The 24,462-nt window shown below is 60.4% G+C and carries 22 protein-coding genes and 1 pseudogene; 5 read left to right on the top strand and 18 right to left on the bottom strand.

Going from position 1 to position 24,462, the window contains the following annotated elements:
* Positions 1 to 117 precede the first annotated feature (117 nt).
* The 4 genes and pseudogenes from FHT78_RS07215 to FHT78_RS07200 form a co-directional block, all read left to right on the top strand.
* Positions 118 to 828 (top strand): GntR family transcriptional regulator, encoded by a 711-nt coding sequence (locus FHT78_RS07215; RefSeq protein WP_183742081.1) that lies wholly within the window; start codon positions 118 to 120, stop codon positions 826 to 828.
* Positions 829 to 841: 13 nt separating this feature from the next.
* Positions 842 to 1,750, top strand: coding sequence for a dihydrodipicolinate synthase family protein (locus FHT78_RS07210; protein WP_183743412.1), 909 nt, complete (start codon positions 842 to 844; stop codon positions 1,748 to 1,750).
* A gap of 10 nt (positions 1,751 to 1,760) precedes the next feature.
* Entirely contained in the window at positions 1,761 to 2,900 is a 1,140-nt protein-coding gene (locus tag FHT78_RS07205; RefSeq protein WP_183742080.1) for a mandelate racemase/muconate lactonizing enzyme family protein, read from the top strand.
* A gap of 583 nt (positions 2,901 to 3,483) precedes the next feature.
* Positions 3,484 to 3,624 (top strand): annotated as a pseudogene (locus tag FHT78_RS07200) (IS110 family transposase); the annotation flags it as partial.
* A gap of 227 nt (positions 3,625 to 3,851) precedes the next feature.
* On the opposite strand, the gene FHT78_RS07195 reads toward FHT78_RS07200, so the two are convergent.
* From FHT78_RS07195 to FHT78_RS07170, 6 genes are all read right to left on the bottom strand, one after another.
* The gene (locus FHT78_RS07195; RefSeq protein WP_183742078.1) at positions 3,852 to 5,450 is read right to left on the bottom strand and encodes an MFS transporter; all 1,599 of its coding nucleotides are present in this window, start codon (positions 5,448 to 5,450) and stop codon (positions 3,852 to 3,854) included.
* Positions 5,447 to 5,884, bottom strand: coding sequence for a DoxX family protein (locus tag FHT78_RS07190; protein ID WP_183742076.1), 438 nt, complete (start codon positions 5,882 to 5,884; stop codon positions 5,447 to 5,449). The genes FHT78_RS07195 and FHT78_RS07190 overlap by 4 nt, the downstream gene beginning before the upstream one ends.
* Positions 5,885 to 6,088: 204 nt before the next feature.
* Positions 6,089 to 8,071 (bottom strand): amidohydrolase, encoded by a 1,983-nt coding sequence (locus FHT78_RS07185; protein ID WP_183742074.1) that lies wholly within the window; start codon positions 8,069 to 8,071, stop codon positions 6,089 to 6,091.
* Complete coding sequence (locus tag FHT78_RS07180) at positions 8,071 to 8,358, bottom strand: XapX domain-containing protein (RefSeq protein ID WP_183742072.1); 288 nt, start codon at positions 8,356 to 8,358, stop codon at positions 8,071 to 8,073. The genes FHT78_RS07185 and FHT78_RS07180 overlap by 1 nt, the downstream gene beginning before the upstream one ends.
* Positions 8,359 to 8,414: 56 nt before the next feature.
* Positions 8,415 to 9,104: a hydrolase gene (locus FHT78_RS07175; RefSeq protein WP_183742070.1), complete on the bottom strand. Its 690-nt coding sequence runs from the start codon at positions 9,102 to 9,104 to the stop codon at positions 8,415 to 8,417.
* Positions 9,105 to 9,380: 276 nt separating this feature from the next.
* Positions 9,381 to 10,316, bottom strand: a complete 936-nt coding sequence (locus FHT78_RS07170) for a VOC family protein (protein WP_183742068.1) — start codon at positions 10,314 to 10,316, stop codon at positions 9,381 to 9,383.
* Positions 10,317 to 10,433: 117 nt separating this feature from the next.
* Between FHT78_RS07170 and FHT78_RS07165 the strand changes: the two genes are divergently transcribed.
* The gene (locus FHT78_RS07165) at positions 10,434 to 11,333 is read left to right on the top strand and encodes a LysR family transcriptional regulator (protein ID WP_183742066.1); all 900 of its coding nucleotides are present in this window, start codon (positions 10,434 to 10,436) and stop codon (positions 11,331 to 11,333) included.
* Here FHT78_RS07165 and FHT78_RS07160 read toward each other — a convergent pair.
* The 12 genes from FHT78_RS07160 to FHT78_RS07105 all read right to left on the bottom strand — a co-directional run bounded on the left by FHT78_RS07160 (position 11,320) and on the right by FHT78_RS07105 (position 24,425).
* Positions 11,320 to 12,051: a gamma-glutamylcyclotransferase gene (locus FHT78_RS07160; RefSeq protein ID WP_183742064.1), complete on the bottom strand. Its 732-nt coding sequence runs from the start codon at positions 12,049 to 12,051 to the stop codon at positions 11,320 to 11,322. The genes FHT78_RS07165 and FHT78_RS07160 overlap by 14 nt on opposite strands.
* Positions 12,052 to 12,122: 71 nt before the next feature.
* Positions 12,123 to 12,581 (bottom strand): Rid family hydrolase, encoded by a 459-nt coding sequence (locus FHT78_RS07155; RefSeq protein ID WP_183742062.1) that lies wholly within the window; start codon positions 12,579 to 12,581, stop codon positions 12,123 to 12,125.
* A 97-nt stretch (positions 12,582 to 12,678) separates the two neighbouring features.
* Positions 12,679 to 13,515, bottom strand: coding sequence for an alpha/beta hydrolase (locus tag FHT78_RS07150; protein ID WP_183742059.1), 837 nt, complete (start codon positions 13,513 to 13,515; stop codon positions 12,679 to 12,681).
* Positions 13,516 to 14,376: 861 nt separating this feature from the next.
* A complete protein-coding gene (gene glpK, locus FHT78_RS07145) occupies positions 14,377 to 15,873 on the bottom strand; it encodes a glycerol kinase GlpK (RefSeq protein WP_183742057.1) in 1,497 nt (498 codons plus the stop codon).
* 114 nt (positions 15,874 to 15,987) lie between these two features.
* Positions 15,988 to 17,718: an ABC transporter substrate-binding protein gene (locus FHT78_RS07140; RefSeq protein ID WP_183742054.1), complete on the bottom strand. Its 1,731-nt coding sequence runs from the start codon at positions 17,716 to 17,718 to the stop codon at positions 15,988 to 15,990.
* Positions 17,719 to 17,798: 80 nt separating this feature from the next.
* Entirely contained in the window at positions 17,799 to 18,080 is a 282-nt protein-coding gene (locus tag FHT78_RS07135) for a DUF2160 domain-containing protein (protein ID WP_183742052.1), read from the bottom strand.
* 12 nt (positions 18,081 to 18,092) lie between these two features.
* Entirely contained in the window at positions 18,093 to 18,920 is an 828-nt protein-coding gene (locus tag FHT78_RS07130; protein WP_183742050.1) for a carbohydrate ABC transporter permease, read from the bottom strand.
* A 14-nt stretch (positions 18,921 to 18,934) separates the two neighbouring features.
* Positions 18,935 to 19,801 (bottom strand): sugar ABC transporter permease, encoded by an 867-nt coding sequence (locus FHT78_RS07125; RefSeq protein ID WP_183742048.1) that lies wholly within the window; start codon positions 19,799 to 19,801, stop codon positions 18,935 to 18,937.
* A 5-nt stretch (positions 19,802 to 19,806) separates the two neighbouring features.
* Entirely contained in the window at positions 19,807 to 20,877 is a 1,071-nt protein-coding gene (locus tag FHT78_RS07120) for an ABC transporter ATP-binding protein (protein WP_183742046.1), read from the bottom strand.
* 9 nt (positions 20,878 to 20,886) lie between these two features.
* On the bottom strand, positions 20,887 to 21,966 hold the full coding sequence (locus FHT78_RS07115) for an ABC transporter ATP-binding protein (RefSeq protein ID WP_183742044.1): 1,080 nt from the start codon (positions 21,964 to 21,966) through the stop codon (positions 20,887 to 20,889).
* 41 nt (positions 21,967 to 22,007) lie between these two features.
* On the bottom strand, positions 22,008 to 23,537 hold the full coding sequence (gene glpD, locus FHT78_RS07110; RefSeq protein ID WP_183742042.1) for a glycerol-3-phosphate dehydrogenase: 1,530 nt from the start codon (positions 23,535 to 23,537) through the stop codon (positions 22,008 to 22,010).
* A gap of 114 nt (positions 23,538 to 23,651) precedes the next feature.
* Entirely contained in the window at positions 23,652 to 24,425 is a 774-nt protein-coding gene (locus FHT78_RS07105) for a DeoR/GlpR family DNA-binding transcription regulator (RefSeq protein ID WP_183742040.1), read from the bottom strand.
* Positions 24,426 to 24,462 lie beyond the last annotated feature (37 nt).

The raw sequence follows: 24,462 nt of genomic DNA, 5'->3' as shown, positions 1-24,462 counted from the left end.
TCCCTGATGCGCCGGACCTCGCCCCGAGCGCAAATTTTCCATATCGACATCGATCTGAAATCTGGTATATCAGATCTCACAAAACGATTTTGTCGTCAACGGGAGAATTTTCGGGACATGCAAAAAGAGGCATCGGCAGAGCCTGGCGCAGATCGCATCGAGAAGATCGACCCGCGTTTTTTGACGACGTTGCGCGACCATGTGCACAAGACGCTACGGACAGCGATTCTCTCCGGCCGCTTCGCGCCGGACGAGCGCGTCAACGAACGCCAGCTCGCCGAGCAGCTTGGCGTCAGCACCACGCCGATCAAGGAAGCCCTGCGTCAACTTGAGACCGAGGGACTGGTCGAGACGCTACCACGCCGTGGCGTGCTGATCCGTTTCAATGCGGGCTGGGCCGAGGAGATGATCCTGGCGCGCGCTGCCTTGGAATCGATGATCGCCCACCTTGCCGCCAAGCGCATCGATAGGTCTGAAGCCGGCAAGCTGGAAGATATCGTCGCCCTGATGCGCAAGGCGACCGAAGACGGCATCGCCGACGACCTGATTTCGCTCAACGAGACGTTTCACGAGCATATCCATATCGCCTCTCGGTGCCAGTATCTCTCGCGCATGATTGAACGGCAGCAGTTCTACGACGCCAGCATACGCCGCGTCATCCATTCCGATCCACTCGAGCGCGGCAAGGCGTTGGCCGAACATGCCGCGATCGCCGCCGCCATCATATCCAACGACAGCGACAAGGCCGAACGCGTGATGCGGGACCACGTCGTGCGTTCCGGCGAAACCTACCTCAACATCGTGTTCAAGAAGAAGGAGGACATCTGACGTGACCGAGGCAATGGAAAAGATCCGCAGGGCACTGACGGGCATATCGGGCGTGCCCGTAACCCCCTACAAAGCGGATGGCAGCGTCGACATCGTCAAGCTCTCGGCGCTGATTACCCGCCTCGCCGATGCACGTGTCCACAATCTGATGGCGGCCGGCAACACCGGCGAATTCTTCACCCTGACGATGGATGAAGTGCGCGCGGTCCACGCCGCGACAATCAAGGCCGCCGCCGGCCAGTCGCTGGTCAGCGCCGCCGTTGGTCGTTCGCTGACCGAAGCCAAGGCGCTCGCCCGCGATGCCATCGCCGAAGGTGCCGATGCGATCATGGGACATCACCCGATGGATCCCTTTGCCGGCCCAAGCTACCAGGCCCGCTACTTCCTCGAACTTGCTGACTCCAGCACCGTTCCCGTCATCGCCTATGTGCGCAGCGATACTTTCTCCATCGCCGACTTCCGCAAGCTGGCGCTGCATCCGAATATCGCCGGCATCAAGTTTGCGTCCGGAAATCTGATGCTGCTCGCCGAAGTGATCCGCGCGACTACGGATGCGCCGGCAATCTGGGTCTGCGGTCTCGCCGAAGGTTGGGCCCCGGCTTTCTACGCCATGGGCGCCCGCGGCTTCACCTCCGGCCTCGTCAACGTCTTCCCGGAACGCTCGCATGCAATCCACCAGGCGCTGGAAAAGGGCGACTACGCCGCCGCACGCGCGCTCATCGACGACATTGCTGGCTTCGAGGCATTGCGCACAAAGTATCTCAACGGTGCTAACGTCACCGTCGTAAAGGAAGCGCTCGGTATGCTTGGAACCGATGTCGGGCCCGTGCGCGTCCCCGGCGTCGAGAGCCTGACCGAAGCCGAACGCGCAGATCTACGCGTCATCATTGACAATGTCGTCAAAAAAGGCCGCACGGCCTAAGGAAAATCCCATGCACATCACAGGCTTCAAGACCTACATGCAGCGCGTGGACGATCGCCCTCGCCTGCTTCTTAAAATCGAAACCAGCGAAGGCATTTCCGGCTGGGGCGAGTGCTACAACCACGGCCCGGACTGGGCGCTCCCACCGCTTCTCGACTACCTCTTTCATCAGGTTGAGGGAGAGGATCCGCGACGTGTAGAGTTCCTCGTACTAAAACTCAATCAGCAATGCCGCTTTCCTCCGGGCGCGCTCGGCCTCGCGGCGATTTCGGCAATCGATCACGCCCTCTGGGATATCGCCGGCAAGGCCGCCGGGCTTCCTGTTTACATGCTGCTCGGCGGCAATGTGCGCGATCGCGTCAAGGTCTATTGCGGCGTATACACCGCGCCGGACCCGGAAGCCGCGCGCGACCAGTCCCTCGAGCTGAACGAGAAGTACGGCTATACCGCCTTCAAGCTCAGCCCCTATCGCCGCGATCTGCATGCCGGCCGCTGGGGCGAACTTGTCAAGGAGACCGGTGACTGGTTCGGCAAGATCCGCGAGATCACGCCATCGCATTTTGACTATGCGTTTGACGCGCATGCGAAGATCTTCGAACCCTATCAAGCCGTGCAGCTTGCCGCGGCCATCGCGGCCAACGATCCGCTGTTCTACGAGGAGCCGATCCGGCCGGAACACATCCCGGCATGGGCGGAGTTGAAGTTGAAGGTCACGGTTCCCCTGGCAACCGGTGAATCGCTTTATTCGCGTTTCGAATTCCTGTCGCTGCTGTCTGCCCGCGGCGCCGACATTATCCAGCCCGATATATGCGTGGTCGGCGGCGTCAGCGAAATGCGACGCATCGCAGCCATCGCCGAGGCGCACTATGTGACGGTCGCGCCGCATAACCCGATGGGTCCGCTTGCAACGGCGGTGAACATCCACTTTTGCGCGGCCCAGCCAAACTTCAAGGTGCTGGAGTTCAAGCCGCACGTCCACGCTCCCTGGGCAGCTGATCCCTACATGCCCGTCGATGGTCATATGGAGCTACGCCCGGACCGCCCCGGTTGGGGTCTGGAGATCGATGAGAAGGCGCTGCAGACCGAGGACTACATCCACTGGGAGCGGAAGATCACCCGCAAACCCGATGGTGCGACTGCATATCCTTGATAGACCTTGCGGCCATCGTAAACTTAACGCTCACAGGACAATCTTAGCCTGATTGCGCCTCGACGGTTCATGCCCGAGGTATTTGCGCCCACAGGTTCATCGCCGCAGCGCGCGGTTCTCGATAATGGCGAGAGGAGACATCGTGTCTGGGGGTTGCGCCGCGCACTGGACTGGGATGATAGATGCCCATGTCTCTTCGCAGATTTTTGGGAACTTTGGAAGATCGTCCGGTTGGCACGCCCCTGGGGATGGGTGCAATGTGCTTCGGATCTGTAGCCTGGCGCGGCGGTAAACGACCATGCCGACCTCTCGAAACCGAGGTGCCGTCGACCGACAAGGCTAATATCTCGAACACCAATCTAGCGAATTGGGCTTTGTGCATGTCTATAACCGCAGCAATTTCATTTCATGACGGAGTTGCAGCCGAGCAGACCATGGCCAGCAAGTTAGCTACCTGATCTGGTCGGTTTGGCGACTGACAATGGTCGTCGCCTTCGCCTTGAGATCCCATCAGGGGTGAGTAGCGGCCTGCACGGTGGCAGAGTGAGGTCGCTAGAAAACTCTCTGGAGGCCAACCATGCCGATGACAGCAGATCAATCTCGAGCGCAGACCACTACTCTCGTCGATCTTGGCGCAATTTTCGTCTCGTTGGAATTAAGCAAGTCAACATGGCTGGTGACGGCTCTTTCACCTGGCAGCAAGAAAATGTCCCGCCACACCATCAGCGGAGGCCATATCGCCGGTTTGTTTGCATGCTTTGCAGCACCTCGCCAGAAGGTCAAACGGCGAAAGAACACATAGCCGGCGGGATTGATCATTCTCTTTGTTAATGCTGCTAACGCGATGTCGCCTCTGCGTAGATGAGCCTTAGATCCCGCAATGCATTATCGTTTCAGGCCCGTCGCTCAAGCGACAGGCGGCCGAAGCCGCCCTGCGCCTTTATGAATTCGTTAGGCCGCACCTGGACGATCGATCGTCAGGAAGTGGCGGACGACAGGCTTGTCCGCTCCGGCATGATAGGCGAGAACCCTGCCTTGGAGATCGGCGTCGGCGTTTGACACCCGCTTGTGCTGGCGGAGATGCTCGGCCCAGGATTCCACCATGAACCACTCGACGATCTTCTCCGGGTCGGCCGAGTCCTCGGTGACGCCCCAGCCATAGGCGCCGTCGCGACGACGCTCCTGAGAGAGCTGGTCGAGGGCGTGCAGGAATGCGCTGCGGTGATGCTTCTCGACCTTGTATTCGATCAGGATCAGAACCGGGCCGCGGTCATGGGCGACGGGTTCGGCCACTAGAGGCTCCGGCCAGTGGTTCGAAGGCACCAGATCGGCTTCGCCTGCCGGTAGTTTCACGCGGGACATGACGAAGCCCGCGACAAGTAGACCTGCCGCGCCAATGAGCAGTGTGGACTGGATGCCGACGGTCTCGCCGACGGCGCCCCAGCCGAGGCTGCCGGCCGTCATGGCGCCGTTGAAGACCGTCAGGTAGACGGCGAGACCGCGACCCCGTACCCAGTTGGGCAGAACGGACTGGGCAGTGCCGTTCAGAGTAGTGAGGGCAGTGATCCACGCGGCGCCGAGAAATAGGAGCACGACGACCGCGACGATCTTTGGCGGCGCAAGCGCAAGAATTCCCATGACCCAAGCGGTTACGACAGCGGCGCCGAGAAGCAGGCCGTCGGAGTTCAGGCGTTCGCGCAGCTTCGGCATCACCAAGGCCCCGCCGATCGCGCCAACGCCGACTGCGCCAAGCAGGATGCCGTAGAAGCTGGCGTCACCACCCAGCAGTTGCCGCGCTACGAGCGGCAAGAGCGCCCAGACTGCGCTGGCAAAGGCGAAGAAGATCGTGGCGCGCAGAAGGACGACGTGTAGCGGTCTGCTGGAGCGGGTGTATCGAAGGCCTGCACGGAATGCGCCAAAGAAGTTTTCCTGAAGCGCGTCACTGGGGTTCTTGACGCGCGGCCACCAGAGAAGAGCGGCGATGACCACGATGTAGCTGGCGACGTCCGCACCATAGGTTAGACCGGCGCCGAAGGCAGCAAGAAGCAGCCCTCCGGCCGCAGGGCCGATGGAGCGGGCAATGTTGATGCCGAGCGAGTTGAGCGCGACTGCGCTTTTGACGTCCTCGCGCTTCACCAGCTCCGGCACAATAGCCTGCCAGGTCGGCCCCATCAGCGCGGCCCCGATGCCGCCGAGGAAGGTCAGGCCGACCAGTGCGCTGACCGAGAGCATACCGGTCTGGGACAGAACCATCAGCGAGATGCTCACCGATGCCAGCAGAACCTGGACGGCGATCAGGAACTTACGGCGGTCGAGGATATCGGTGAGGACGCCTGCGGGAATGGCGAGTAGGAAGATCGGCAAAGTCCCCGCCGCCTGAACCATCGCTACCGCGGCCGGCGACGCGGAGAGATCCGTCATCAGCCAAGAGCTAGCGACGTCGCGCATGAAGCTTCCGGTATTACCCAGAACGGTTGCGGCCCATAGAACCGCAAAGACGGGCTGTGCAAGAGGCGCGAAGGTGCCCCCGGACGACTTGGCGGTGCTCATTTGCCTGCTCCCTTCGTGAGGTCGTATGCGGCGACGAAAACGAACGCGCCTGCGAGACCGAGATGTTCGAAGAAGGCGTTAGTCGCCATCATGCGCTCCATGCCAGGCGCCATCTCCCAGAAGCGCAGCGCGATGAAGGTGGCGAGGACGGTAAAGCCCGCAAGCGCAAGAGCCCCCGCCCAGCGCAGGAAGCCCGAGACGACCGTCAGGGAGGCCGTCAGTTCGAAGACGATGACGGCCACCGCAAAGAAGGCTGCGGGGTGCAGACCAAAATGATCCATCTCCGCGAGCGCACCTTCGAAGTCGGCGATCTTAGTGAGAGGCCCCTGGATATAGGCGGCGCAGAGCGCGAGGAGGGCCGCCCTCCGCATGGCAGGTGCCGATGCGATGTCGGCGAGAAGCCCGCGTGTTTTCGGATGTGAGTTGATGGTCATCGTTGCTCCTGCAGTCTTAGCCGTCGGTTCGAGCGGCATTGGTGTTCGTCTGATGGAGCGATATTGTCAGAACCACCCGCTCTAACAATTGCATCAATAGTTTCCATTTAATTGCAGCAATCGCAATTATCTGCAGATGGCGGAAACGGAAACGGGCAGCCGTTGCAGCGGCTGCCCGTTCGGTTTACTCATTATGAGATCGCGTCAGACTGCCCAGCAGGAGCATCCAAGAGCGCCGAAGAAGCCCTTGAGGTCCGCGATAGGAAGCTTCGACGTCCAGGCACCGGCATGGTCGTGACCATGCACGCCGCAGTCGCTGGCGCAGCCACATGTGGAGATCGCCGTACGTCGCAACGATCGCGCTCCGGCACCTTCCGGCTCGCCCCAGGCGGCGTATCCCCCGAACTTGCGCACCGGCGACCAGTCGGGCATCGCTGGCGGGATATCGTTTTCGTCGAGGGCCTTGAACTCGCCCGCGCCGTAGACGATCTTGCCGCCCACCATGGTCAGTTCGGAGACGAGGAAGGAGATCTCGTCCTCGGCGCAGGAGAAGAAGTCCTTGTCCGGCACGACGAGGTCGGCAAACTGGCCCTTCTCGATGCGGCCCTTCTTGCCCTCCTCGTTGGAGAACCATGTGACCTTTTCCGTCCACATGCGAAGCGCCGTCTCGCGATCAAGGCAGTTGACGCGGGGATAGAGCTGCATGCCGCCGACCGTCTTTCCGGTCACCATCCAGGAGAGCGATACCCATGGATTGTAGGAGGCGACGCGGGTGGCGTCGGTGCCCGCCGAGACATGCACGCCCTTATCAAGCATCTTTCTGATCGGTGGCGTCGCCTCTGCCACGCCATGGCCGTAACGCTCGACGAAGTATTCGCCCTGATAGGCCATGCGATGCTGGGTCGCGATCCCGCCTCCAAGGGCTGCTATCCGGTCGATGGACCGGTCGGAGATCGTCTCCGCATGGTCGAAGAACCAGTTCAAACCTTCGAGCGGGATGTCCTTGTTGACCTTCTCGAAGACGTCGAGCGAGCGTGAGATGGTTTCGTCGTACGTGGCGTGCATGCGCCAGGGCCAGCGGTTTTCCGCAAGGACTCGAACAACCTCCTCAAGTTCGCCTTCCATCTCCGGCGCCATCTCCGGACGCGGCTGCCGGAAATCCTCGAAATCAGCCGCCGAGAAGACCAGCATTTCGCCAGCGCCGTTGTGGCGGAAATAGTCGTTACCCTGTTTGTATTTCACAGACTGCGTCCAGTTTAGGAAGTCCTGCTTCTCTTCTTTGGGCTTCTGGGTGAAGAGGTTGTAGGCCAGACGCACCGTCATCTGGTTCTCATCGGACAGCTTTTGGATGACCTCGTAGTCGTCCGGGTAGTTCTGGTAACCACCGCCCGCGTCGATCACGCCCGTCACGCCGAGGCGGTTGAGTTCGCGCATGAAGTGGCGTGTCGAGTTGACCTGATAGTCAAGGGGCAGCTTCGGCCCCTTTGCGAGCGTCGAGTACAAGATGCCCGCGTTGGGCTTGGCGAGCAGCAAGCCGGTTGGATTGCCGTTGGCGTCACGTGTGATCTCGCCGCCGGGCGGGTTGGGCGTATCGCGCGTGTAGCCGACCGCCCGCAGCGCCGCCCCATTGAGGAGCGCGCGGTCGTAGAGGTGCAGGAGGAAGACGGGCGTGTCGGGTGCGACCGCATTGATCTCCTCGATCGTCGGCAGGCGCTTCTCGACGAACTGGTGTTCGGTGAAGCCGCCAACGACACGGACCCATTGCGGTGCCGGGGTGATCGCCACCTGGCGCTTGAGCATGTCCATCGCGTCGGCCAGCGAGCGGACACCATCCCAGCGCAGTTCCATGTTGTAGTTCAGCCCGCCGCGCACGACGTGGGTGTGGTTGTCGATCAAGCCCGGCAGAACGCGCTTGCCCTTAAGGTCGACGGTCTTCGTATTCGATCCGGCGAGCGCCATGATCTCGGCATCGGTGCCGACTTCCAGAAACAAGCCGTCCTTGATGGCGATCGCGGTAGCGTTCGGATTGGTGCGGTCGAGCGTGGTGACGCGCCCGTTGTGGAGGATCAGGTCGGGATGCATGGTGTCTACTCCGGTCTGCTTGGGATCGGCGGCTTTTGCCGGGGAGAAGAGGTTTGAGAACGCCAGACTAGACGCTCCGCCCAGAAAGGATCGGCGCGTCGTCATCAGCTCCGCTCCTGTACATTCGTCGCTGCCCGTTGGGCAACGTCGACCTGCTCGTTGCCCTTGGGGAGGTGACCGAACATATGCGGCTTGATCTGGTTGATCCAAGAGACCGCCGCGGGTTCCTGCGCCAGCAGCGTCTTGGCGAAGGGGATGAGCTGCTCGCCGACCAGAATGCCGAGCAGGCCGACGAGCGCGATGACGGGTGGCGCAGGCGAGCGGACGTTCAGAAGGCTGTAGACGATTCCAACGAGCAGACCCGCGCCGAGCGACATGAGATACATTTTCATGGGACACCTTTCCGATTCGAAGCCGCTCCGGCGGGTTGCCGGAGCGGCGGGGAGTATTACTTCGCCGGGTTCGGGCCGATGCGCTTGCCGTGCTTGACACGTTCGTCCGCGCCATGAACCATCGTATAGGCATAGTCGATGCCCATGCCGTAGGCGCCGGAATGCTCCTTCACCAGCGTGGTGACCGCGTCGTAGGTCTCCTTGCGTGCCCAGTCGCGCTGCCATTCGAGCAGGACCTGCTGCCACGTAACCGGGATCACGCCTGCCTGCACCATGCGGTCCATGGCGCGGTTATGGGCTTCCAGAGAAGTGCCGCCAGAGGCGTCGGCAACCATGTAGATCTCGTAGTCCGGGACGTCGTTGAGAGCGGAAAGCGCAAACGTGGTGTTGCAGACTTCCGTCCAGAGACCGGAGACGACGATCTTCCTGCGGCCGGCGGCGGCGTTCTTAGCCAGCGCGTCGCGGACGTTCTGATCGTCCCAGGAATTCATCGACGTCCGTTCGAGGATCTCGTTCTCAGGGTAGACCGCAAGGAGTTCGGGATAAGTGTTGCCGGAGAAGGACAGCGTCTCGACCGTGGTGATAGTGGTCGGGATATCGAAGATCTTTGCTGCCTTGGCGAGGCCGACGACGTTGTTCTTCAGCGTCTGCCGGTCGATCGACTGGACGCCGAACGCCATCTGCGGCTGCTGGTCGATGAAGATGAGCTGGCTGTTTGCCGGGGTCAGGACTTCGAGCTTGGACATGGTTCTCTTCCTCTTGGTTGCGGCCCGCGAACGGTGCCAAAATGGATAGCGGCGGTCGGGAGCTTCCGGGCCCGCTTGCCCGTTTCGCTCGCCGTCTTGGCTGCTGAAATCGAACCTATCGCCACATGCGCCGACGATGAATTGCAATAAATATGTCGAATGAATTACGGAAAACGAAATAGTCCGACTGCCGGGCGCGGCCTCCCCGCATGGCAAGAAGGGCCGCAACCCTTTCGGATCGCGGCCCTTCTTCTGCGGCTAGGTCTGGAGGTGCGGCTACGCAGCCAGCGGGACAAGATTGGACTCGATCTCAGCGCGGAATTCCTCATACCGGCTCGGCAGCTTGAGTGCCTCTCCGAGATGGGCGGTGTCCTCGTCGCGATCGAAGCCCGGCTCGTTGGTGGCGATCTCAAACAGCACACCCCCCGGCGTGCGGAAGTAGATGGCCCAGAAGTAGTCCCGGTCGATCACGGGCGTGACCTGGTAGCCAGTATCCATCAACGCCTTACGGACTTCGAGCTGCTTCTCGCGGTTGTCGACCGCAAAGGCAATATGGTGGACCGAACCCGCACCCTGCCGGGCGAAGGGCGTCTTCGGCAGGAGCTGGAGATCGATCGTGTCGGCGCCGTTTCCGTTCGGAATGACGAAGCGCGTCACGTCGCCCTCCTTCTCCGCGCGCTGATAGCCCATGAAGCCGAGCAGTTCCTCGGTCGCGGCCGTATCATGCAGACTGAAGCGGGCTCCTGCAAAACCGCGGATCGCCGCGTCGTCCGGGATGCCGCCGCCCAGCCAGGGAGAGGAGCGGTGATCGGCGGTCGACTCGATAAGCGCGAGGCTGTCGCCGTCGGGCCCCATGAACCGAAGCCGGCCGGCCCCGAAGACTGCGTCCTTTTCAAGTCCATCGACGCCTTGCACAGAAAGGCGGTCGTGCCAGAACTTGAGCGATCCCTTCGGCACGGAAAACTGCGTCTCGCCCACTTCGCCGACGCCTGGACGGCCGAGCATCATGTTCTGAAAGGGGAAGTACGTCATCACCGTCCCCGCTGATCCTGTCTCGTCGCCGTAGTAGAGATGATAAACGCTCGGATCATCGAAGTTTACCGTCTGCTTGACGCGGCGCAGGCCGAGCGTCTCGGTAAAGAAGCGATTATTCTGCCGCGCGTCCGACGCCATCGACGTCACGTGGTGCAGTCCCTTGATGTCCTTGATCATGTCGATGCCTTTCAGTCAGCACGGATGTTTGTTGTGTGAATCGAATGTAGGTCCGTTGATCGCCCGGCATAATTGCAATACTTATTTCGACAGAATTGCTGAAAGTGAAACAATCGCATGAACGACTACAAGGCGCTTCGAACATTCCTGCTCGCTGCCGAGAAGCGGAACTTCGCCCAGGTTGCCCGCGAACTCGACATGACGCCTGCGGCCGTCACCCGAGCCATTGCCGCTCTTGAGGCGGAGCTCGGCGTCCAGCTCTTCGTGCGCACCACGCGGCAGGTGTCCCTGACGACGGACGGTGCGATCTTCGCGGCCCAGATTCAGCCCGCGGTGAAAACACTGGAGGATGCCCGGCGCGAGGTAATGAATGCTCATAAAGCGGAAGAAGGGCGCCTCAGGATTAGCGCGCCGACCTGGTTCGGCAAAGTCGTTCTGCCGCCTATCCTCTCCGGCTTCAAGGAGAAGTATCCGAAGATGTGCTTCGAGATTTCGCTCTCGGACGGTCTGGTGAATATCGTCGACGACGACTACGACCTGGCTATCCGTATCTCGTCACAGCCTTCCGACAAGTTCACCATCTGGAGAAAAATCCGTGTCGTTCCACGCATCCTCGTCGCGGCGCCCGGCAGCCGCTTCGTCGATATGTCGCACCCTCATGAGCTGACGCCTGACGACTGCCTGGCCTATAGCGGAGAAAGCAGGCGCGAGAACTGGGTATTGTCGGACGGCGGGTCGAGCATTGCGATCTCGGCCGGACGTGCCTTCAGCGCCAACAGCGGCGAGGTTCTCGCGGACATGGCTGCCGACGGGGCCGGCGTCGCCCTCCTTCCGGGCTTCAATATCGCTGACCACATCCGTAGCGGACGCCTTGTTCACGTCTTGCGTGGATGGGCGCCGCCGGATCTATGGCTGACCCTCTACTATCCGCCTTACCAGGCTCTTCCGCCGCGTATCGCCTCCTTCTCCAAATTCTTCGAGGAACAGGTGGCGGTGCACATGGTCATGCTGGATTGATGGCTGGCGGTAGAGCTTCAAGCCTAGCCGCGACGAGCTTTTGCAACTGCCAAAGGCTCCGGTCGAAGATCTGGCGTTCCGCCAAATCAACAACCGTGCGATGCAGATATTCCGCGCAGGACCCAGCCGGTCCGCATGCCTGCGCAATCAGTGCGGCGGCCTCATTGAGGGGCACCTTGTCGGTCAGTGGCGACTGCTTCGGGCTTGCCCAGAACGTCAATGCGCGACGGGTTCCTGTCCGTGTCTTGACCGTGACCCAACGCACCATATCGCAGACTTCGACATACCGGATTTCGCGCGCCAGAAGCTTTCGAAGATCCTCCTTCTTCGTCGCGCACGGTAGCTTGAGAATCAAACCGGAGCAGCTTCCTCCTGGCTGAAGCGCCAGCATCAGACCCGGCGCATCCGAGGTGGCGCGGAGCCGCTCAATCCTGAGCGAGAAAGCACGATGCCATCCAAAAGCGACGGCATTTTCTATGCCCGCCACTTCAAATCCAGGGTTCCACATCAGTGAGCCATAGGCGAATACCCATATTTCCTCTTCGCCAGCTTCCTTCTCTACTCGGCCGACAAGTTGGTCGAGTTGCTCGGGCGAGATGGGCGTCCAGTTTGGCTCCGGGCCTTCTTCTTCGACAACTCGAAGGGTCCTGGAAACCAGGTCAGAAGTGAGATGCAAGTTAGCTGGCGATCTCATTGTCGTGGAGGATGTTCTCGGCATTGGGAAAACCATTCTGATAGCAACGCCGCCGAAACGTTTTCGCACCGGCGGCTTTTTGAGTGGCTGCTGTCTTATGGGGCGGCCGGCACGTCGACGACGGCGCGGAACGTGATCTCGACGATCTGTTCGGGAAAGGCTAGCGCGCTAACCCCGATCAGATTGCTTGCGACCGGCGGCGTGTCTGTGCCGTACATCTCCTTGCGAATTTTGGATCCGGCTGCGAATGCGCTCGGAACATCGAGGACGAAAAGCGTCTCTTCGACAACGTCATCGAGAGTGGCGCCGAATTCGGCGAGTAGCTTCTTGGCGTTGACGTATGTCTGACGGATCTGCCCTTCCATCTGCGTGAAGTCAACGGGCCGGCCTCCAGCATCGAGAACGGCTGGTGCGACGAGCTTGCCGTCTGCGTCGTGGCTCAACTGTCCGGATACGTAGATCGTGTCCTTGACCCGGACAGCCTGAGCGTAGCCAAAAGCCTGCTCCCAGGCGACGCCGTGGTTTGCGATTTTCTTTATAGGGGTGGTGGTCATGATTAGTCTCCAATCGTAAGGGAGCGCGATCTGCGCGCGTGAGATTAGATTTTGAAAGAGGGTGGATACGGGAGAACCGCACCCTTCGACACGCCGATTAGGACTGGACGAATGCCAGGAGATCTGCGTTCAGCACATCTGCATTGACGGTCAGCATGCCGTGCGAAAAGCCCGGATAGGTCTTCAGCGTGCCCTTCTTCAGCAACTTGATGGACTTTCGAGCCGAGTCCGCGATCGGAACGATCTGGTCGTCCTCACCGTGCAACACGAGGGTCGGCACGCCGATCGCCTTCAAGTCGTCGGTCTGATCGGTCTCCGAGAAGGCCTTGATGCCATCGTAATGCGCCTTTGCACCGCCCATCATGCCCTGACGCCACCAATTCTGGATCACGCCTTTATGCACAGTCGCGCCATCGCGGTTGAAGCCGTAGAAGGGTCCTGCCGGAACATCGCGGAAGAACTGCGCGCGGTTGGCCGCAAGTGAGGAGCGGAAGCCATCGAAAACTTCCATCGGCAGACCTTCCGGGTTTGCTTCGGTCTTGACCATGATCGGCGGAACGGCGGAAACGAGTACTGCCTTGGCGACGCGACCGGAAGGTTCGCCATACTTGGCGACGTAGCGGGCAACTTCGCCGCCGCCGGTGGAGTGGCCGATATGGACGGCATTCTTCAGGTCCAGCGCTTCGACGACCGCGAAGGCGTCGGAAGCATAATGATCCATATCGTGACCTTCCGAGACCTGAGCCGAGCGACCGTGACCGCGACGGTCATGTGCTACGACGCGGTAGCCCTTGGAGAGGAAGAACAGCATCTGCGCATCCCAGTCGTCGGACGAGAGCGGCCAGCCGTGGTGGAAAACGATTGGCTGGGCATCCTTCGGGCCCCAATCCTTGTAGAAGATTTCGACGTCGTCCTTGGTGGTAACGGTTGCCATTGTCTTGTTTCCTTCGATTCGGTTGTTGGCGGGCGCAGCATTGGCAGCGAAGCTGAATGCGGGTGACATAGTCATCGCGGCGGCTGCGCCTGCGGTCAGCAAAGCGTCCCACGTGTCATGGAAAAAGTGGTTTCGGTCATTTCGCGTCCTGCGATGTTGTGAGTGACAACTTCAGGCGACGCTGTGTGCGTCTGACAGGCTGATATTGCCGTCAGATGCGGCCACTCACAATTGCGGGAATAATCTCGAATTTATTGCACCATTTGAAATAATCGGAGCAGTGAAACCCGACACTTCAAGGCGTCAGCGGCCAAGTATCCGTCTTTCGCCTTGAAAGAATGCGAACCGTCGGCGTCCTCGTTTCTGAATTGACGCTCGTGCCTTGGCTTTAGAACGAGCTCTGTCGGCAGATCGACGCATCGTTGAGCTCCCGCAGTCTGACCATCAGGATCACGGAATCGAATGAGGAAGGCAGGAAACCAACCGCTTCATAGAAGGCCCTGCGTCATTGAAAATCGCATGCACCAGACCGCCACGAGTTCCAAGTATCTCGGCGGCACCGATCAAGCGCAGACTAGTGTCGCGCGCTAATGCCCCGCGTATATCACGCCCCTGATAGGATTGGTCAACGGCACAACGCGTCCAAGCGCGGCGGCTGATATCGGATCAGGCACGTTGCGCCGGAGCAGCGGTGTTTTCGGCAGCTATACCGCGCCAAAAGCGAGCGCGAAGGCATAGATGCATTCTCCGACCGGCAGACGCAGAACCGGCTCGACGCTTGAGACGGACATATCGATAGCGCCATGAGCCGGACGGCCTGACACCGCCCAGCTCTTTCTCTGCGGTGGTGGTCCGCCCCGGTCAGGTCACCGTACTGAGGGTTCGCGCAATCGCATTGCGCCAGCCGACGATCCTCGCCTGCCTGTCGATATCAGTCATATCAGGCTCAAAGCTACGGTCGCTCGCCCAGGCGCGGGCAAAATCATCCTGGCCCGGCCAGACACCGGCCTTCGATCCGGCAAGCCAGGCAGCACCCAGCGCCGTCGTCTCTAGTGTCGCTGCCCGGTCGACGGGGCTGGAGAGGATGTTGGCGAGGTGCTGCATGGTCCATTCGGAAGCCGACATGCCGCCATCGACGCGCAGCACGGTTTCGATTGGATGATCGCCCCAATCGCTGCGCATCGCCACCAGCAGATCAAGGGTCTGATAGGCGACCGATTCCAGGACGGCACGCGCCAGTTCCGCCGGGCCGCTGTTGCGTGTCAGACCGAAGATCGCGCCCCGTGCCTCCGGATCCCAATAGGGAGCGCCGAGCCCGGTAAAGGCGGGAACGACATAGACCCTTTGCTGCGGATCGGCTCTATCAGCCAGCGCGCCGGTTTCCGATGCTTTGTCGATGATGCCGAGCCCGTCGCGCAGCCACTGCACAGCAGCACCGGCAATGAAGATCGATCCTTCCAGAGCGTAGGTGGTCTTACCGTTCAAACGGTAGGCGATGGTGGAAAGCAGCCGATTCTTTGAGTGCACGCGGTCTTCACCGGTATTCAGAAGGGCAAAACAGCCTGTGCCGTAGGTCGATTTCACCATGCCCGGTTCGAAACACGCATTGCCGATCGTCGCGGCCTGCTGGTCGCCCGCAACCCCGAGGATCGGGATATCAATGCCGAAGATGTCAGGATCGACCGTGCCAAAATCGTCGGCACTGTCCTTGACCTCGGGCAGTAGCACCTGCGGGATGCGCAGGATCTCAAGCAGCTCGTCGTCCCATCGGTTCTCGGCGATATTATAGAGCAGAGTTCGCGAGGCATTGGTCGCATCGGTGACGTGCATGCGCCCGCCGGTCAGCTTATAGATGATCCAGCTGTCGATCGTACCGAAACAAACCTCCCCGGCTTCGGCACGGCCACGGAGTCCCTCGACATTATCAAGCAGCCAGCGCAGCTTCGTGCCGGAAAAATAGGGGTCGAGCAGCAGGCCGGTCTTGGCGGTGAAGAGCTTTTCGTAGCCGTCGACTTTCAGACGGTCGCACATCTCGGCCGTGCGCCTGTCCTGCCAGACGATCGCCTTGTGAAGCGGGCGGCCGGTGGCCCTTTCCCAGACGACCGTCGTCTCACGCTGGTTCGTGATGCCGATGGCGGCAATCGCAGATGGTGCCAAACCGCTCTTTGACACAGCGTCCCGCGCCGTTGAAAGCACCGTGTCCCAGATTTCGTTCGCATCGTGCTCCACCCAGCCGGTCTGCGGGAAATGCTGGGTGATCTCGGTCTGGGCCGACGACGCGATCCGCATCCGAGGGTCGAAAATGATGGCTCGTGACGATGTCGTGCCCTGGTCGATGGCAAGGATATGGCCGCTCATGACATCTGTTTCCTGCGCAGCAGCCATCGTTCCGCCGGAACGGCAGCTCTGTCCCCGTTTATGAACATGGAAATGGAAGACGGCCGGGCGGCAGGCGCCCGGCCGATTTGACGCTTATTTCTTGGCGTCGGCCCAGCTCTTGACGAGCTCGTCATAGTTGACGGTGATGGCCTTTTCCTTCTCGTTCTCGATCTTCAGCTGCGGCGCGAGGTTACCCTTCTTCACTGCATCTGCGTTCCAATAAGCGAGGTCATGCTCTTCGGCGAGTTTCGGCCCGATATCGCCCTGGACCTTGGCGCGTTCCAGGCGCTGGAGCACCTTCTCCTGTTCGCCGCAAAGCGAATCCATGGCTTCCTGCGCAGTCTTCGCGCCGGAAGACGCATCACCGATTGCCTGCCACCAGAGCTGTGCAAGCTTCGGATAGTCCGGAACGTTCGTACCGGTTGGCGTCCATTGGACGCGAGCCGGAGAGCGGTAGAACTCAATCAGACCGCCGAGCTTGGGAGCGCGCTCCGTGAAGCTCTTGTCGCGAATGGTGGATTCGCGGATGAACGTCAAACCAACGTGGCTCTTCTTCACATCTACCGTCTTCGACGTGACGAACTGCGCATAGAGCCACGCCGCTTTGGCGCGATCGACCGGCGTCGACTTCATCAGCGTCCAGGAACCGGCGTCCTGATAGCCGAGCTTCATGCCGTCCTTCCAGTAGACGCCATGCGGGGATGGCGCAAACCGCCATTTCGGCGTGCCATCCTCGTTGACCACCGGCAGACCTTTTTTGACGAAGTCGGCGGTGAAGGCCGTGTAAGTGAAGATCTGCTGTGCGACCTCACCCTGGGATGGAACGGGGCCGGCCTCGGAGAAGGTCATGCCCTGTGCCGCCGCCGGCGCGTAAGCCTTCAGCCAATCCAGGTACTTCTGGATCGAATAAACCGCTGCCGGACCGTTGGTATCGCCGCCCCGCGCGACGCACGAGCCGACCGGCCGCGAGTTCTCGTCGACCTTGATGCCCCATTCGTCGACCGGCTTGCCGTTCGGAATGCCCTTGTCGCCATTGCCTGCCATGGAGAGCCAGGCGTCGGTGAAGCGCCATCCGAGCGATGGGTCCTTCTTGCCGTAGTCCATGTGGCCATAGACCTTCTTGCCATCGACCTCGCGGCCGGTGAAGAATTCGGCAATATCCTCATAGGCCGACCAGTTGACCGGCACGCCGAGATCGTAGCCGTATTTCGCCTTGAAGTCCGCCTTGTTCTTCTCGTCGTTGAACCAGTCGTAGCGGAACCAGTAGAGGTTCGCGAACTGCTGGTCGGGCAGCTGATAGAGCTTGCCGTCAGGCGCCGTGGTGAAGGACTTGCCGATGAAGTCGTCGACGTCGAGGCCTGGATTGGTGACATCCTTGCCTTCATTGGCCATCCAGTCGGTCAGGCTACGTGCCTGCTGGTAACGCCAATGCGTACCAATCAGATCCGAGTCGTTGATGTAAGCGTCGTAGATGTTTTCTCCCGACTGCATCTGCGTCTGCAGCTTTTCAACGACGTCGCCCTCGCCGATGAGGTCGTGGGTGACCTTGATGCCGGTGATCGCGGTGAAGGCAGGAGCCAGTACCTTCGATTCATATTCATGCGTCGTCAAGGTTTCGGAAACGACCTTGATGTCCATGCCGGCGAATGGCTTCGCGGCATCGACGAACCACTGCATTTCCTTTTCCTGGTCGGCGCGGGAAAGCGTCGAGAGATCGCCGACTTCCTTGTCGAGAAACGTCTTGGCCTCGTCCATGCCGGCATAGGCCGATGCTGTCATCGCCAGCAGCAAGCCTGCTGTCGTCGTCAATAAGTGCCGTCGCATAATATCCTCCCAGGGTTTGCGATTGCAGTTTTCACGTCTCAGGCGGCCAGTAACCCCCGGCCATCTGTATCACCTTGGCATCACACGTAGCGGAACACACCGATGGCGTAGATCACGGAAATGCCAAGAGCCCACCAGAGGCCGGGTCCCACGAGACCCAGCCACGCAAGATGAATGAATGCTGCGCCGAGCAGCGAAATGAAGAGCCGGTCGCCGCGCGTCGTCTCGAAACGCAGCAGCCCGATGCGCGGCGAACCGCCCGGCGAAAAATACTCCCAGACGCTCATGGCAATGAGCAGTGCCAGGATCGTCAGAAAGAACAGCGCCGTCGGCAGCGTCCAGGCCATCCACGAAAAGGTCATCTCCGGTCCTCCTCAGACGCGGCCCAGGGCAAAGCCCTTGGCGATGTAGTTGCGCACGAAATAGATGACGAGCGCGCCGGGAATGATGGTCAGCACCCCGGCCGCAGCCAGCACGCCCCAGTCCATGCCGGCCGCAGATACCGTGCGCGTCATGATCGCAGAGATCGGCTTTGCGGCTGTCGTCGTCAGCGTGCGGGCAAGCAGGAGCTCCACCCAGGAAAACATGAAGCAGAAGAAGGCGGCCACACCAACGCCACTGGCAATCAGCGGCATGAAGATCTTCACGAAAAAGCGCGGGAAGGAATAGCCGTCGATATAGGCCGTCTCGTCGATCTCCTTCGGCACGCCGGACATGAAGCCTTCGAGAATCCAGACGGCCAGCGGCACGTTGAACAGGCAATGCGCCAGGGCAACGGCGATATGCGTGTCGATCAGACCGAAGGCGGAATAGAGCTGGAAGAAGGGCAGCGCGAAGACGGCCGGCGGCGCCATGCGGTTGGTGAGCAGCCAGAAGAACAGGTGCTTGTCCCCAAGGAAGCGGTAGCGCGAGAAGGCGTAGGCCGCCGGCAGCGCAGCCAGCACGGAAATAACCGTGTTCATCGCCACGTAAATGATGGAATTGATATAGCCGTTATACCAGGACGGATCAGTGAAGATGATCGCATAATTCCTGAGCGTCGGGCTCTGCGGCCAGAGCGAGAAGGCGCCGGTAATCTCGGCATTCTCCTTGAAGCTCATGTTGACCAGCCAGTAGATCGGCAGCAGCAGAAAGAGAATGTAGATCGAAGTGACGACCCAGGAGAGGTTTCCGGCGGGCTTGAATTTCATTGTCGAAACCATGGATCTCTCCTTTCTCAAGCGTTGGCATCGCTGCTGGTCATGACCGTGTAGAAGATCCATGACAGCAAGAGGATGATCAGGAAGTAGATGATCGACATCGCCGCAGCAGGACCGAGATCGAACTGGCCGACGGCCATCTTGACGAGGTCGATCGACAGGAAGGTTGTCGAATTGCCAGGACCGCCGCCGGTAACGACGAAGGGCTCGGTGTAGATCATGAAACTGTCCATGAAGCGCAGCAGCACGGCGATCAAAAGCACGCGCTTCATCTTCGGCAGCTGGATGTAACGGAAGACGGACCAGCGCGAGGCGCCGTCAATCTTGGCGGCCTGATAATAGGCATCGGGGATCGAGACGAGGCCGGCATAGCAGAGCAGCACGACGAGGCTCGTCCAGTGCCAGACGTCCATGACGATGATGGTGATCCAGGCGTCGAGCGGGTCGCGCACGTAGTTATAGTCGAGCCCGATCGCTTCCAGCGTATGGCCGAGCAGACCGATATCGACGCGGCCGAAGACCTGCCAGATGGTACCGACGACATTCCACGGGATGAGCAGTGGCAGCGCCATCAGCACCAGGCAGACCGGAACGCCAATACCCTTCTTCGGCATGTTCAGCGCAATGAAGATGCCAAGCGGAATTTCGAGCGCCAGGATGATGACGGAGAAGGCCAGGTTACGCTGCAAGGCGTCCCAAAAGCGGTCGGAGGTCAGGGTCTGCACGAACCAGTCCGTACCGGCCCAAAAGAATTCGTTGTTGCCGAACGTATCCTGAACTGAATAGTTGACGACCGTCATCAGCGGGATTGCCGCGGAGAAGGCGACGAGCACCAGGACCGGCAGAACCAGAAACCAGGCCTTGTTGTTCCAGGTCTTTTCCATGGGCCTTAAGCCTCCCTGCCGACACGCCAGGAATCGGCGTAGATGCTGATGGCCGCGGGATCGAAACTGACCCGCGCGTCCTGCGGGATTTCCGCGTCCTCGGTCATGACGATCGCCAGCGGCTGGCCGGCGAAACGGGCGCGGACGATCTTCTGCCTCCCGATATCCTCGACCTTGAGGATCGACACGGGCATGCCATCGCGACCCAACCGGATGAATTCAGGACGGATGCCGAGTTCCACCTTGGCTGCCCGTGACGTGTCGGGCGCGTAGTCGAGATCGATCGTTTCCTCGCCGACCCGGACGCTGGAGCCAGCGACCTTGGCGGGCATGACATTCATGCCGGGCGAGCCGATGAAATAGCCGACGAACGTATGGCTCGGCCGCTCGAAAAGCTCCGCAGGCGTCCCGATCTGGACTATCTCGCCATCGTACATGACGACCACCTTGTCGGCGAAGGTCAGCGCCTCGGTCTGGTCATGCGTGACATAGACCATGGTGAAGCCGAACTGCTTGTGCAATCGCTTCAATTGCGAGCGTAGCACCCATTTCATATGCGGATCGATGACCGTCAGCGGCTCATCGAACAGGATGGCATTGACATCGTTGCGCACGAGGCCGCGGCCGAGCGAAATCTTCTGCTTCTGGTCGGCCGTCAACCGCTGCGCCTTGCGCTTGGCCCAACCGGTGAGATCGATCATCTCGAGGATCTCGCGTACCCGCCGGTCGACTTCCGGCTCGGCGACGCCGCGGTTGCGCAGCGGAAAGGCGAGATTGTCGTAGACCGTCATCGTGTCGTAGATGACCGGAAACTGGAAGACCTGAGCGATATTACGCGCCTGCGTCGAAAGATCGGTGACATCCCTGCCATCGAAGAGGATGCGCCCGTGCGAGGGCTGCAGCAGCCCGGAAATGATGTTGAGCAACGTGGTCTTGCCGCAACCGGAGGGACCGAGCAGCGCATAGGCGCCGCCGTCATTCCACTCGTGGTCGACTTCCTTCAGGGAATAATCTTTTGCAGTCCTCGGATTCGGTCCGTAGGCGTGGCGGATATGGTCGAGCGTGATACGTGCCATTGAGACCTCCTATGCCGCCTGATTGCCGGTTGCGATTGCCCGCCCCTGCGGCCCGAAGGCCATGAGATGGCGGGTGTCCAGGAAGACGGCGATCTCCGTATCCGGGTCGATATCGTGGATGCCGTGCGCCAGCATCACCCAGCGCACACCGTTGAAATCGACATGCACGAAGCTTTCGGAACCGGTGATTTCCGAAATCTGCGTGCGGGCGACAAGCTTTGGCGAAGCCGCGGTCTGGGCTTCAAGCGACAGGTGATGCGGATGAAAGGCGATCGTCACCGCACCGTCGGGTGTGCCGGCCAGATGCGGCGGCACGACGATCTCGGCGCCACCGGCATGATGGAAACTGCCGCCGGCTTTCGTTACGTCGATGAAGTTCAGCGGCGGATCGGCGAAGGTTTTGGCGGTGATGAGGTCGACAGGCCGGCGATAGACGGCGATCGTGTTGCCGAACTGCGTGACGCGGCCTTCGCTGAGCGTCGCCGTATTGCCGCCGAGCAGCAGAGCTTCTGACGGTTCCGTCGTTGCATAGACGAAGATGGCGCCGGATTGGGCGAAAATGCGCGGCAGCTCTTCGCGCAGCTCCTCGCGCAGCTTGTAGTCCAGGTTGGCGAGCGGCTCATCGAGCAGCACGAGGCTGGCATTCTTGACGAGCGCGCGGGCAAGCGCGGTGCGCTGCTGCTGACCGCCGGACAGATTGAGCGGCGTCCGGTCGAGATAGGGTGTCAACTTCAAAAGCTCGGCCGCCTTGCGCACCTCGGTGTCGATCGTCTTGGCATCGCGCCCGGCAATGCGCATCGGCGAGGCGATGTTTTCGTAGACGCTGAGGGCGGGATAATTGATGAACTGCTGGTAGACCATCGCGACATTGCGCTTCTGCACCGGCATACCAGTGACGTCGGCGCCGTCAAAATGGACCGAACCGCTGGTCGGCCGATCGAGACCGGCCATCAGCCGCATCAATGATGTCTTGCCGGAGAGCGTCGGTCCGAGCAGGACATTCAGCGATCCCCGTTCAAATGTCAGATCCGTCGGGTGAATGTGATATTCACCGCCGACCATCTTTGCGGCATTGCGCAATTCAAGCATTCCGGCTCCCGTGCCTCCTCAAGACGGGACCACATGCCATCCTACCCGGCAAGCTGAGCGGGCAAGGCGGCGATGTACTCCTCCAATATGTGCATTTGTTGCGTCGTCATGTGCAGTCCGGCCTTCGTTCTCCGCCACAGCACATCCTCCGCGGAAACGGCCCATTCATTGTCGATCAGATAGCGAACTTCAGCCTCGTAGAGATCGGATCCGAACAGTCTGCCGAGGTCTTCGATCTTCTGGGCCTTGCCGAGAAGTGTGGTTGCCTTCGTGCCATAGCGACGGACAAGCCGGCGGGCATGGGCTTCGCTCAGGAACGGATAGCGAGCCTTGAGCTTGCTGACTTCGCCCTCATAGCCCTGCGCCGGAAAGTCGCCGCCCGGCAGATGGCTGCCCGCCGTCCACGGCTTTCCCTTGATGCCGATCGCCTCGCCAATCTTCTCCATCGCATGTTCCGACAGACGCCGGTAGGTGGTGAGCTTTCCGCCGAACACGTTGAGCAACGGCGCCTCGCCCTCCTTGCCCTCGACCTTCAAGACATAGTCGCGGGTGGCTTCCTGCGCTTTCGACGCTCCATCGTCGAAGAGTGGGCGAACCGCCGAATAGGTCCAGACGATATCTTCGGGTCTGACCGGCTCCTTGAAATATTCGGACGCCGCATTGCAGAGATAGAGCGTCTCCTCCTGCGAAATCTTCACGTCCTTCGGATCGGCGGTGTAGTCGCGGTCGGTGGTGCCGATCAGTGTGAAGTCATTCTCGTAGGGAATGGCGAAGATGATGCGATTGTCGGGGTTCTGGAAGAAATAGGCGCGCGGGTCCTCAAATTTCTTCTTGACGATGATGTGACTGCCCTGGACGAGGCGTACATGGCGGGCTCCGTTCTGGCCGAAGGCGGAACGGATGACATGGTCGACCCAGGGACCGGCGGCGTTGACGAGCAGGCGGGCTTGATGGCGCGCCCCTTCGCCGGTTACCGTATTGATCGTCTCGATGTTCCAGATGCCCTTGCCCTGCGCATCCTTTTCCTGCCGGGCCGAAACCACTTTGGTGCGCGGCATGATCAAAGCACCCTTGTCGGCGGCATCGCGGGCATTGAGCACCACCATGCGGGCATCATCGACCCATCCATCAGAATATTCGAAGGCCTTCGCAAAGATCGCCTTCAGCGGTTTTCCCGCGGGATCGGTGCGCATGTTCAAGACCGACGTCGGCGGCAACAGCTTGCGGCCGCCCAGATGGTCATAAAGGAACAGGCCAAGCCGGATCATCCAGGCCGGCCTTATCCCGCCCTTGTGATAAGGCAGCACGAAGCGCAGCGGCCAGATGATATGCGGGGCCATGGCCCACAGGATCTCGCGCTCCATCAGCGATTCCCGCACCAGGCGGAACTCGTAATGTTCGAGATAGCGCAAGCCGCCATGGATGAGCTTGGTGGCACCCGACGAGGTGCCGGAGGCGAAATCATTCATCTCGGCAAGCGCAACCGTATAACCACGACCGACCGCATCGCGGGCGATGCCGCAGCCGTTTATCCCGCCTCCTATGACGAAAATATCGTGGACTCGGCCCATGTTCCCCCTCTGCGAGCCAGGAAAAGCACAACGGTTCTCCCGACCATTGCGAAAGTAAATATGATTAAACCGAAAATTTTCCGAATGTCAAACGAATGTTATTCGCCGCCAAAATCAGCGATTGGCTTTCGCGGTTTCGACGAGCACGACGCCGCTCTGCTGACAGATATTGCGGATGGAAGGCGAGTCGCATTGGTCGGTGATGAAGGTGTGAACCTGCGAAATCTGCCCGATACGGACGGGGGCCGTCCGTTCGAACTTGGTCGAATCCGCAACCAGGATGACGTGTCTGGCATTGGCGATGATGGCTTGCGCCACCTTCACCTCTCGGAAATCATAGTCGAGCAAAGCGCCGTCCGGATCGATCGCAGAGGCCCCGATCACGGCATAATCGACCTTGAACTGGCGGATGAAATCGACCGCAGCCTCGCCGACAATACCGCCATCGGACTGGCGCACGACGCCGCCGGCAATGACGACCTCGATATTGTCCATCAACCGCAACCTGTTGGCTACATTGATGTTATTGGTGATCACCATCAATTCATGATGATCGGAAAGCGCCTCTCCGACAGCTTCCGTCGTCGTGCCGATATTGATGAAGAGCGAGCTGTTGTTGGGGATGATATCGGCTGCCGCAACACCGATCGCCTGCTTTTCCGTCGCGGCAATCTGACGGCGTGCATCATAGCGGACATTCTCCGTCCCGCGCGGGAAGGTTGCGCCGCCGTGAATGCGCGTCAAAAGTTGCGCATCGCAAAGATCATTGAGATCCTTGCGGATCGTCTGCGGCGTCACGGCAAACTGTGTTGCCAGATCGTCGACGAGGACGCGGCCCGATGACTTTGCAAGCGCGATGATCTTCTCCTGGCGATCCGACAGAAACATGCGCCCCTCCTTCGTTTGATTTTCATCTTTAGCGAAA

The sequence above is a fragment of the Rhizobium sp. BK196 genome (assembly GCF_014193255.1).
In the GTDB taxonomy this organism is placed as follows: Bacteria; Pseudomonadota; Alphaproteobacteria; order Rhizobiales; family Rhizobiaceae; genus Rhizobium.
Note: the sequence above shows the minus strand (reverse complement) of the source record. Positions and strands in the feature narration are given on the sequence as shown.

Bases quoted from the DNA above. Each gene is read 5' to 3' on its own strand.
- FHT78_RS07180 (WP_183742072.1), bottom strand. From the start codon at position 8,358: ATGAAAATGTATCTCATGTCGCTCGGCGCGGGTCTGCTCGTTGGAATC.
- FHT78_RS07185 (WP_183742074.1), bottom strand. From the start codon at position 8,071: ATGACGACGCGCCGATCCTTTCTGGGCGGAGCGTCTAGTCTGGCGTTC.
- FHT78_RS07195 (WP_183742078.1), bottom strand. From the start codon at position 5,450: ATGAGCACCGCCAAGTCGTCCGGGGGCACCTTCGCGCCTCTTGCACAG.
- FHT78_RS07160 (WP_183742064.1), bottom strand. From the start codon at position 12,051: ATGCCGAGAACATCCTCCACGACAATGAGATCGCCAGCTAACTTGCAT.
- FHT78_RS07215 (WP_183742081.1), top strand. From the start codon at position 118: ATGCAAAAAGAGGCATCGGCAGAGCCTGGCGCAGATCGCATCGAGAAG.
- FHT78_RS07130 (WP_183742050.1), bottom strand. From the start codon at position 18,920: ATGGTTTCGACAATGAAATTCAAGCCCGCCGGAAACCTCTCCTGGGTC.
- FHT78_RS07155 (WP_183742062.1), bottom strand. From the start codon at position 12,581: ATGACCACCACCCCTATAAAGAAAATCGCAAACCACGGCGTCGCCTGG.
- FHT78_RS07140 (WP_183742054.1), bottom strand. From the start codon at position 17,718: ATGCGACGGCACTTATTGACGACGACAGCAGGCTTGCTGCTGGCGATG.
- FHT78_RS07190 (WP_183742076.1), bottom strand. From the start codon at position 5,884: ATGACCATCAACTCACATCCGAAAACACGCGGGCTTCTCGCCGACATC.
- FHT78_RS07135 (WP_183742052.1), bottom strand. From the start codon at position 18,080: ATGACCTTTTCGTGGATGGCCTGGACGCTGCCGACGGCGCTGTTCTTT.
- FHT78_RS07170 (WP_183742068.1), bottom strand. From the start codon at position 10,316: ATGATCAAGGACATCAAGGGACTGCACCACGTGACGTCGATGGCGTCG.
- FHT78_RS07205 (WP_183742080.1), top strand. From the start codon at position 1,761: ATGCACATCACAGGCTTCAAGACCTACATGCAGCGCGTGGACGATCGC.
- FHT78_RS07150 (WP_183742059.1), bottom strand. From the start codon at position 13,515: ATGGCAACCGTTACCACCAAGGACGACGTCGAAATCTTCTACAAGGAT.
- FHT78_RS07165 (WP_183742066.1), top strand. From the start codon at position 10,434: ATGAACGACTACAAGGCGCTTCGAACATTCCTGCTCGCTGCCGAGAAG.
- glpK (WP_183742057.1), bottom strand. From the start codon at position 15,873: ATGAGCGGCCATATCCTTGCCATCGACCAGGGCACGACATCGTCACGA.
- FHT78_RS07125 (WP_183742048.1), bottom strand. From the start codon at position 19,801: ATGGAAAAGACCTGGAACAACAAGGCCTGGTTTCTGGTTCTGCCGGTC.
- FHT78_RS07105 (WP_183742040.1), bottom strand. From the start codon at position 24,425: ATGTTTCTGTCGGATCGCCAGGAGAAGATCATCGCGCTTGCAAAGTCA.
- FHT78_RS07115 (WP_183742044.1), bottom strand. From the start codon at position 21,966: ATGCTTGAATTGCGCAATGCCGCAAAGATGGTCGGCGGTGAATATCAC.
- glpD (WP_183742042.1), bottom strand. From the start codon at position 23,537: ATGGGCCGAGTCCACGATATTTTCGTCATAGGAGGCGGGATAAACGGC.
- FHT78_RS07210 (WP_183743412.1), top strand. From the start codon at position 842: ATGGAAAAGATCCGCAGGGCACTGACGGGCATATCGGGCGTGCCCGTA.
- FHT78_RS07175 (WP_183742070.1), bottom strand. From the start codon at position 9,104: ATGTCCAAGCTCGAAGTCCTGACCCCGGCAAACAGCCAGCTCATCTTC.
- FHT78_RS07120 (WP_183742046.1), bottom strand. From the start codon at position 20,877: ATGGCACGTATCACGCTCGACCATATCCGCCACGCCTACGGACCGAAT.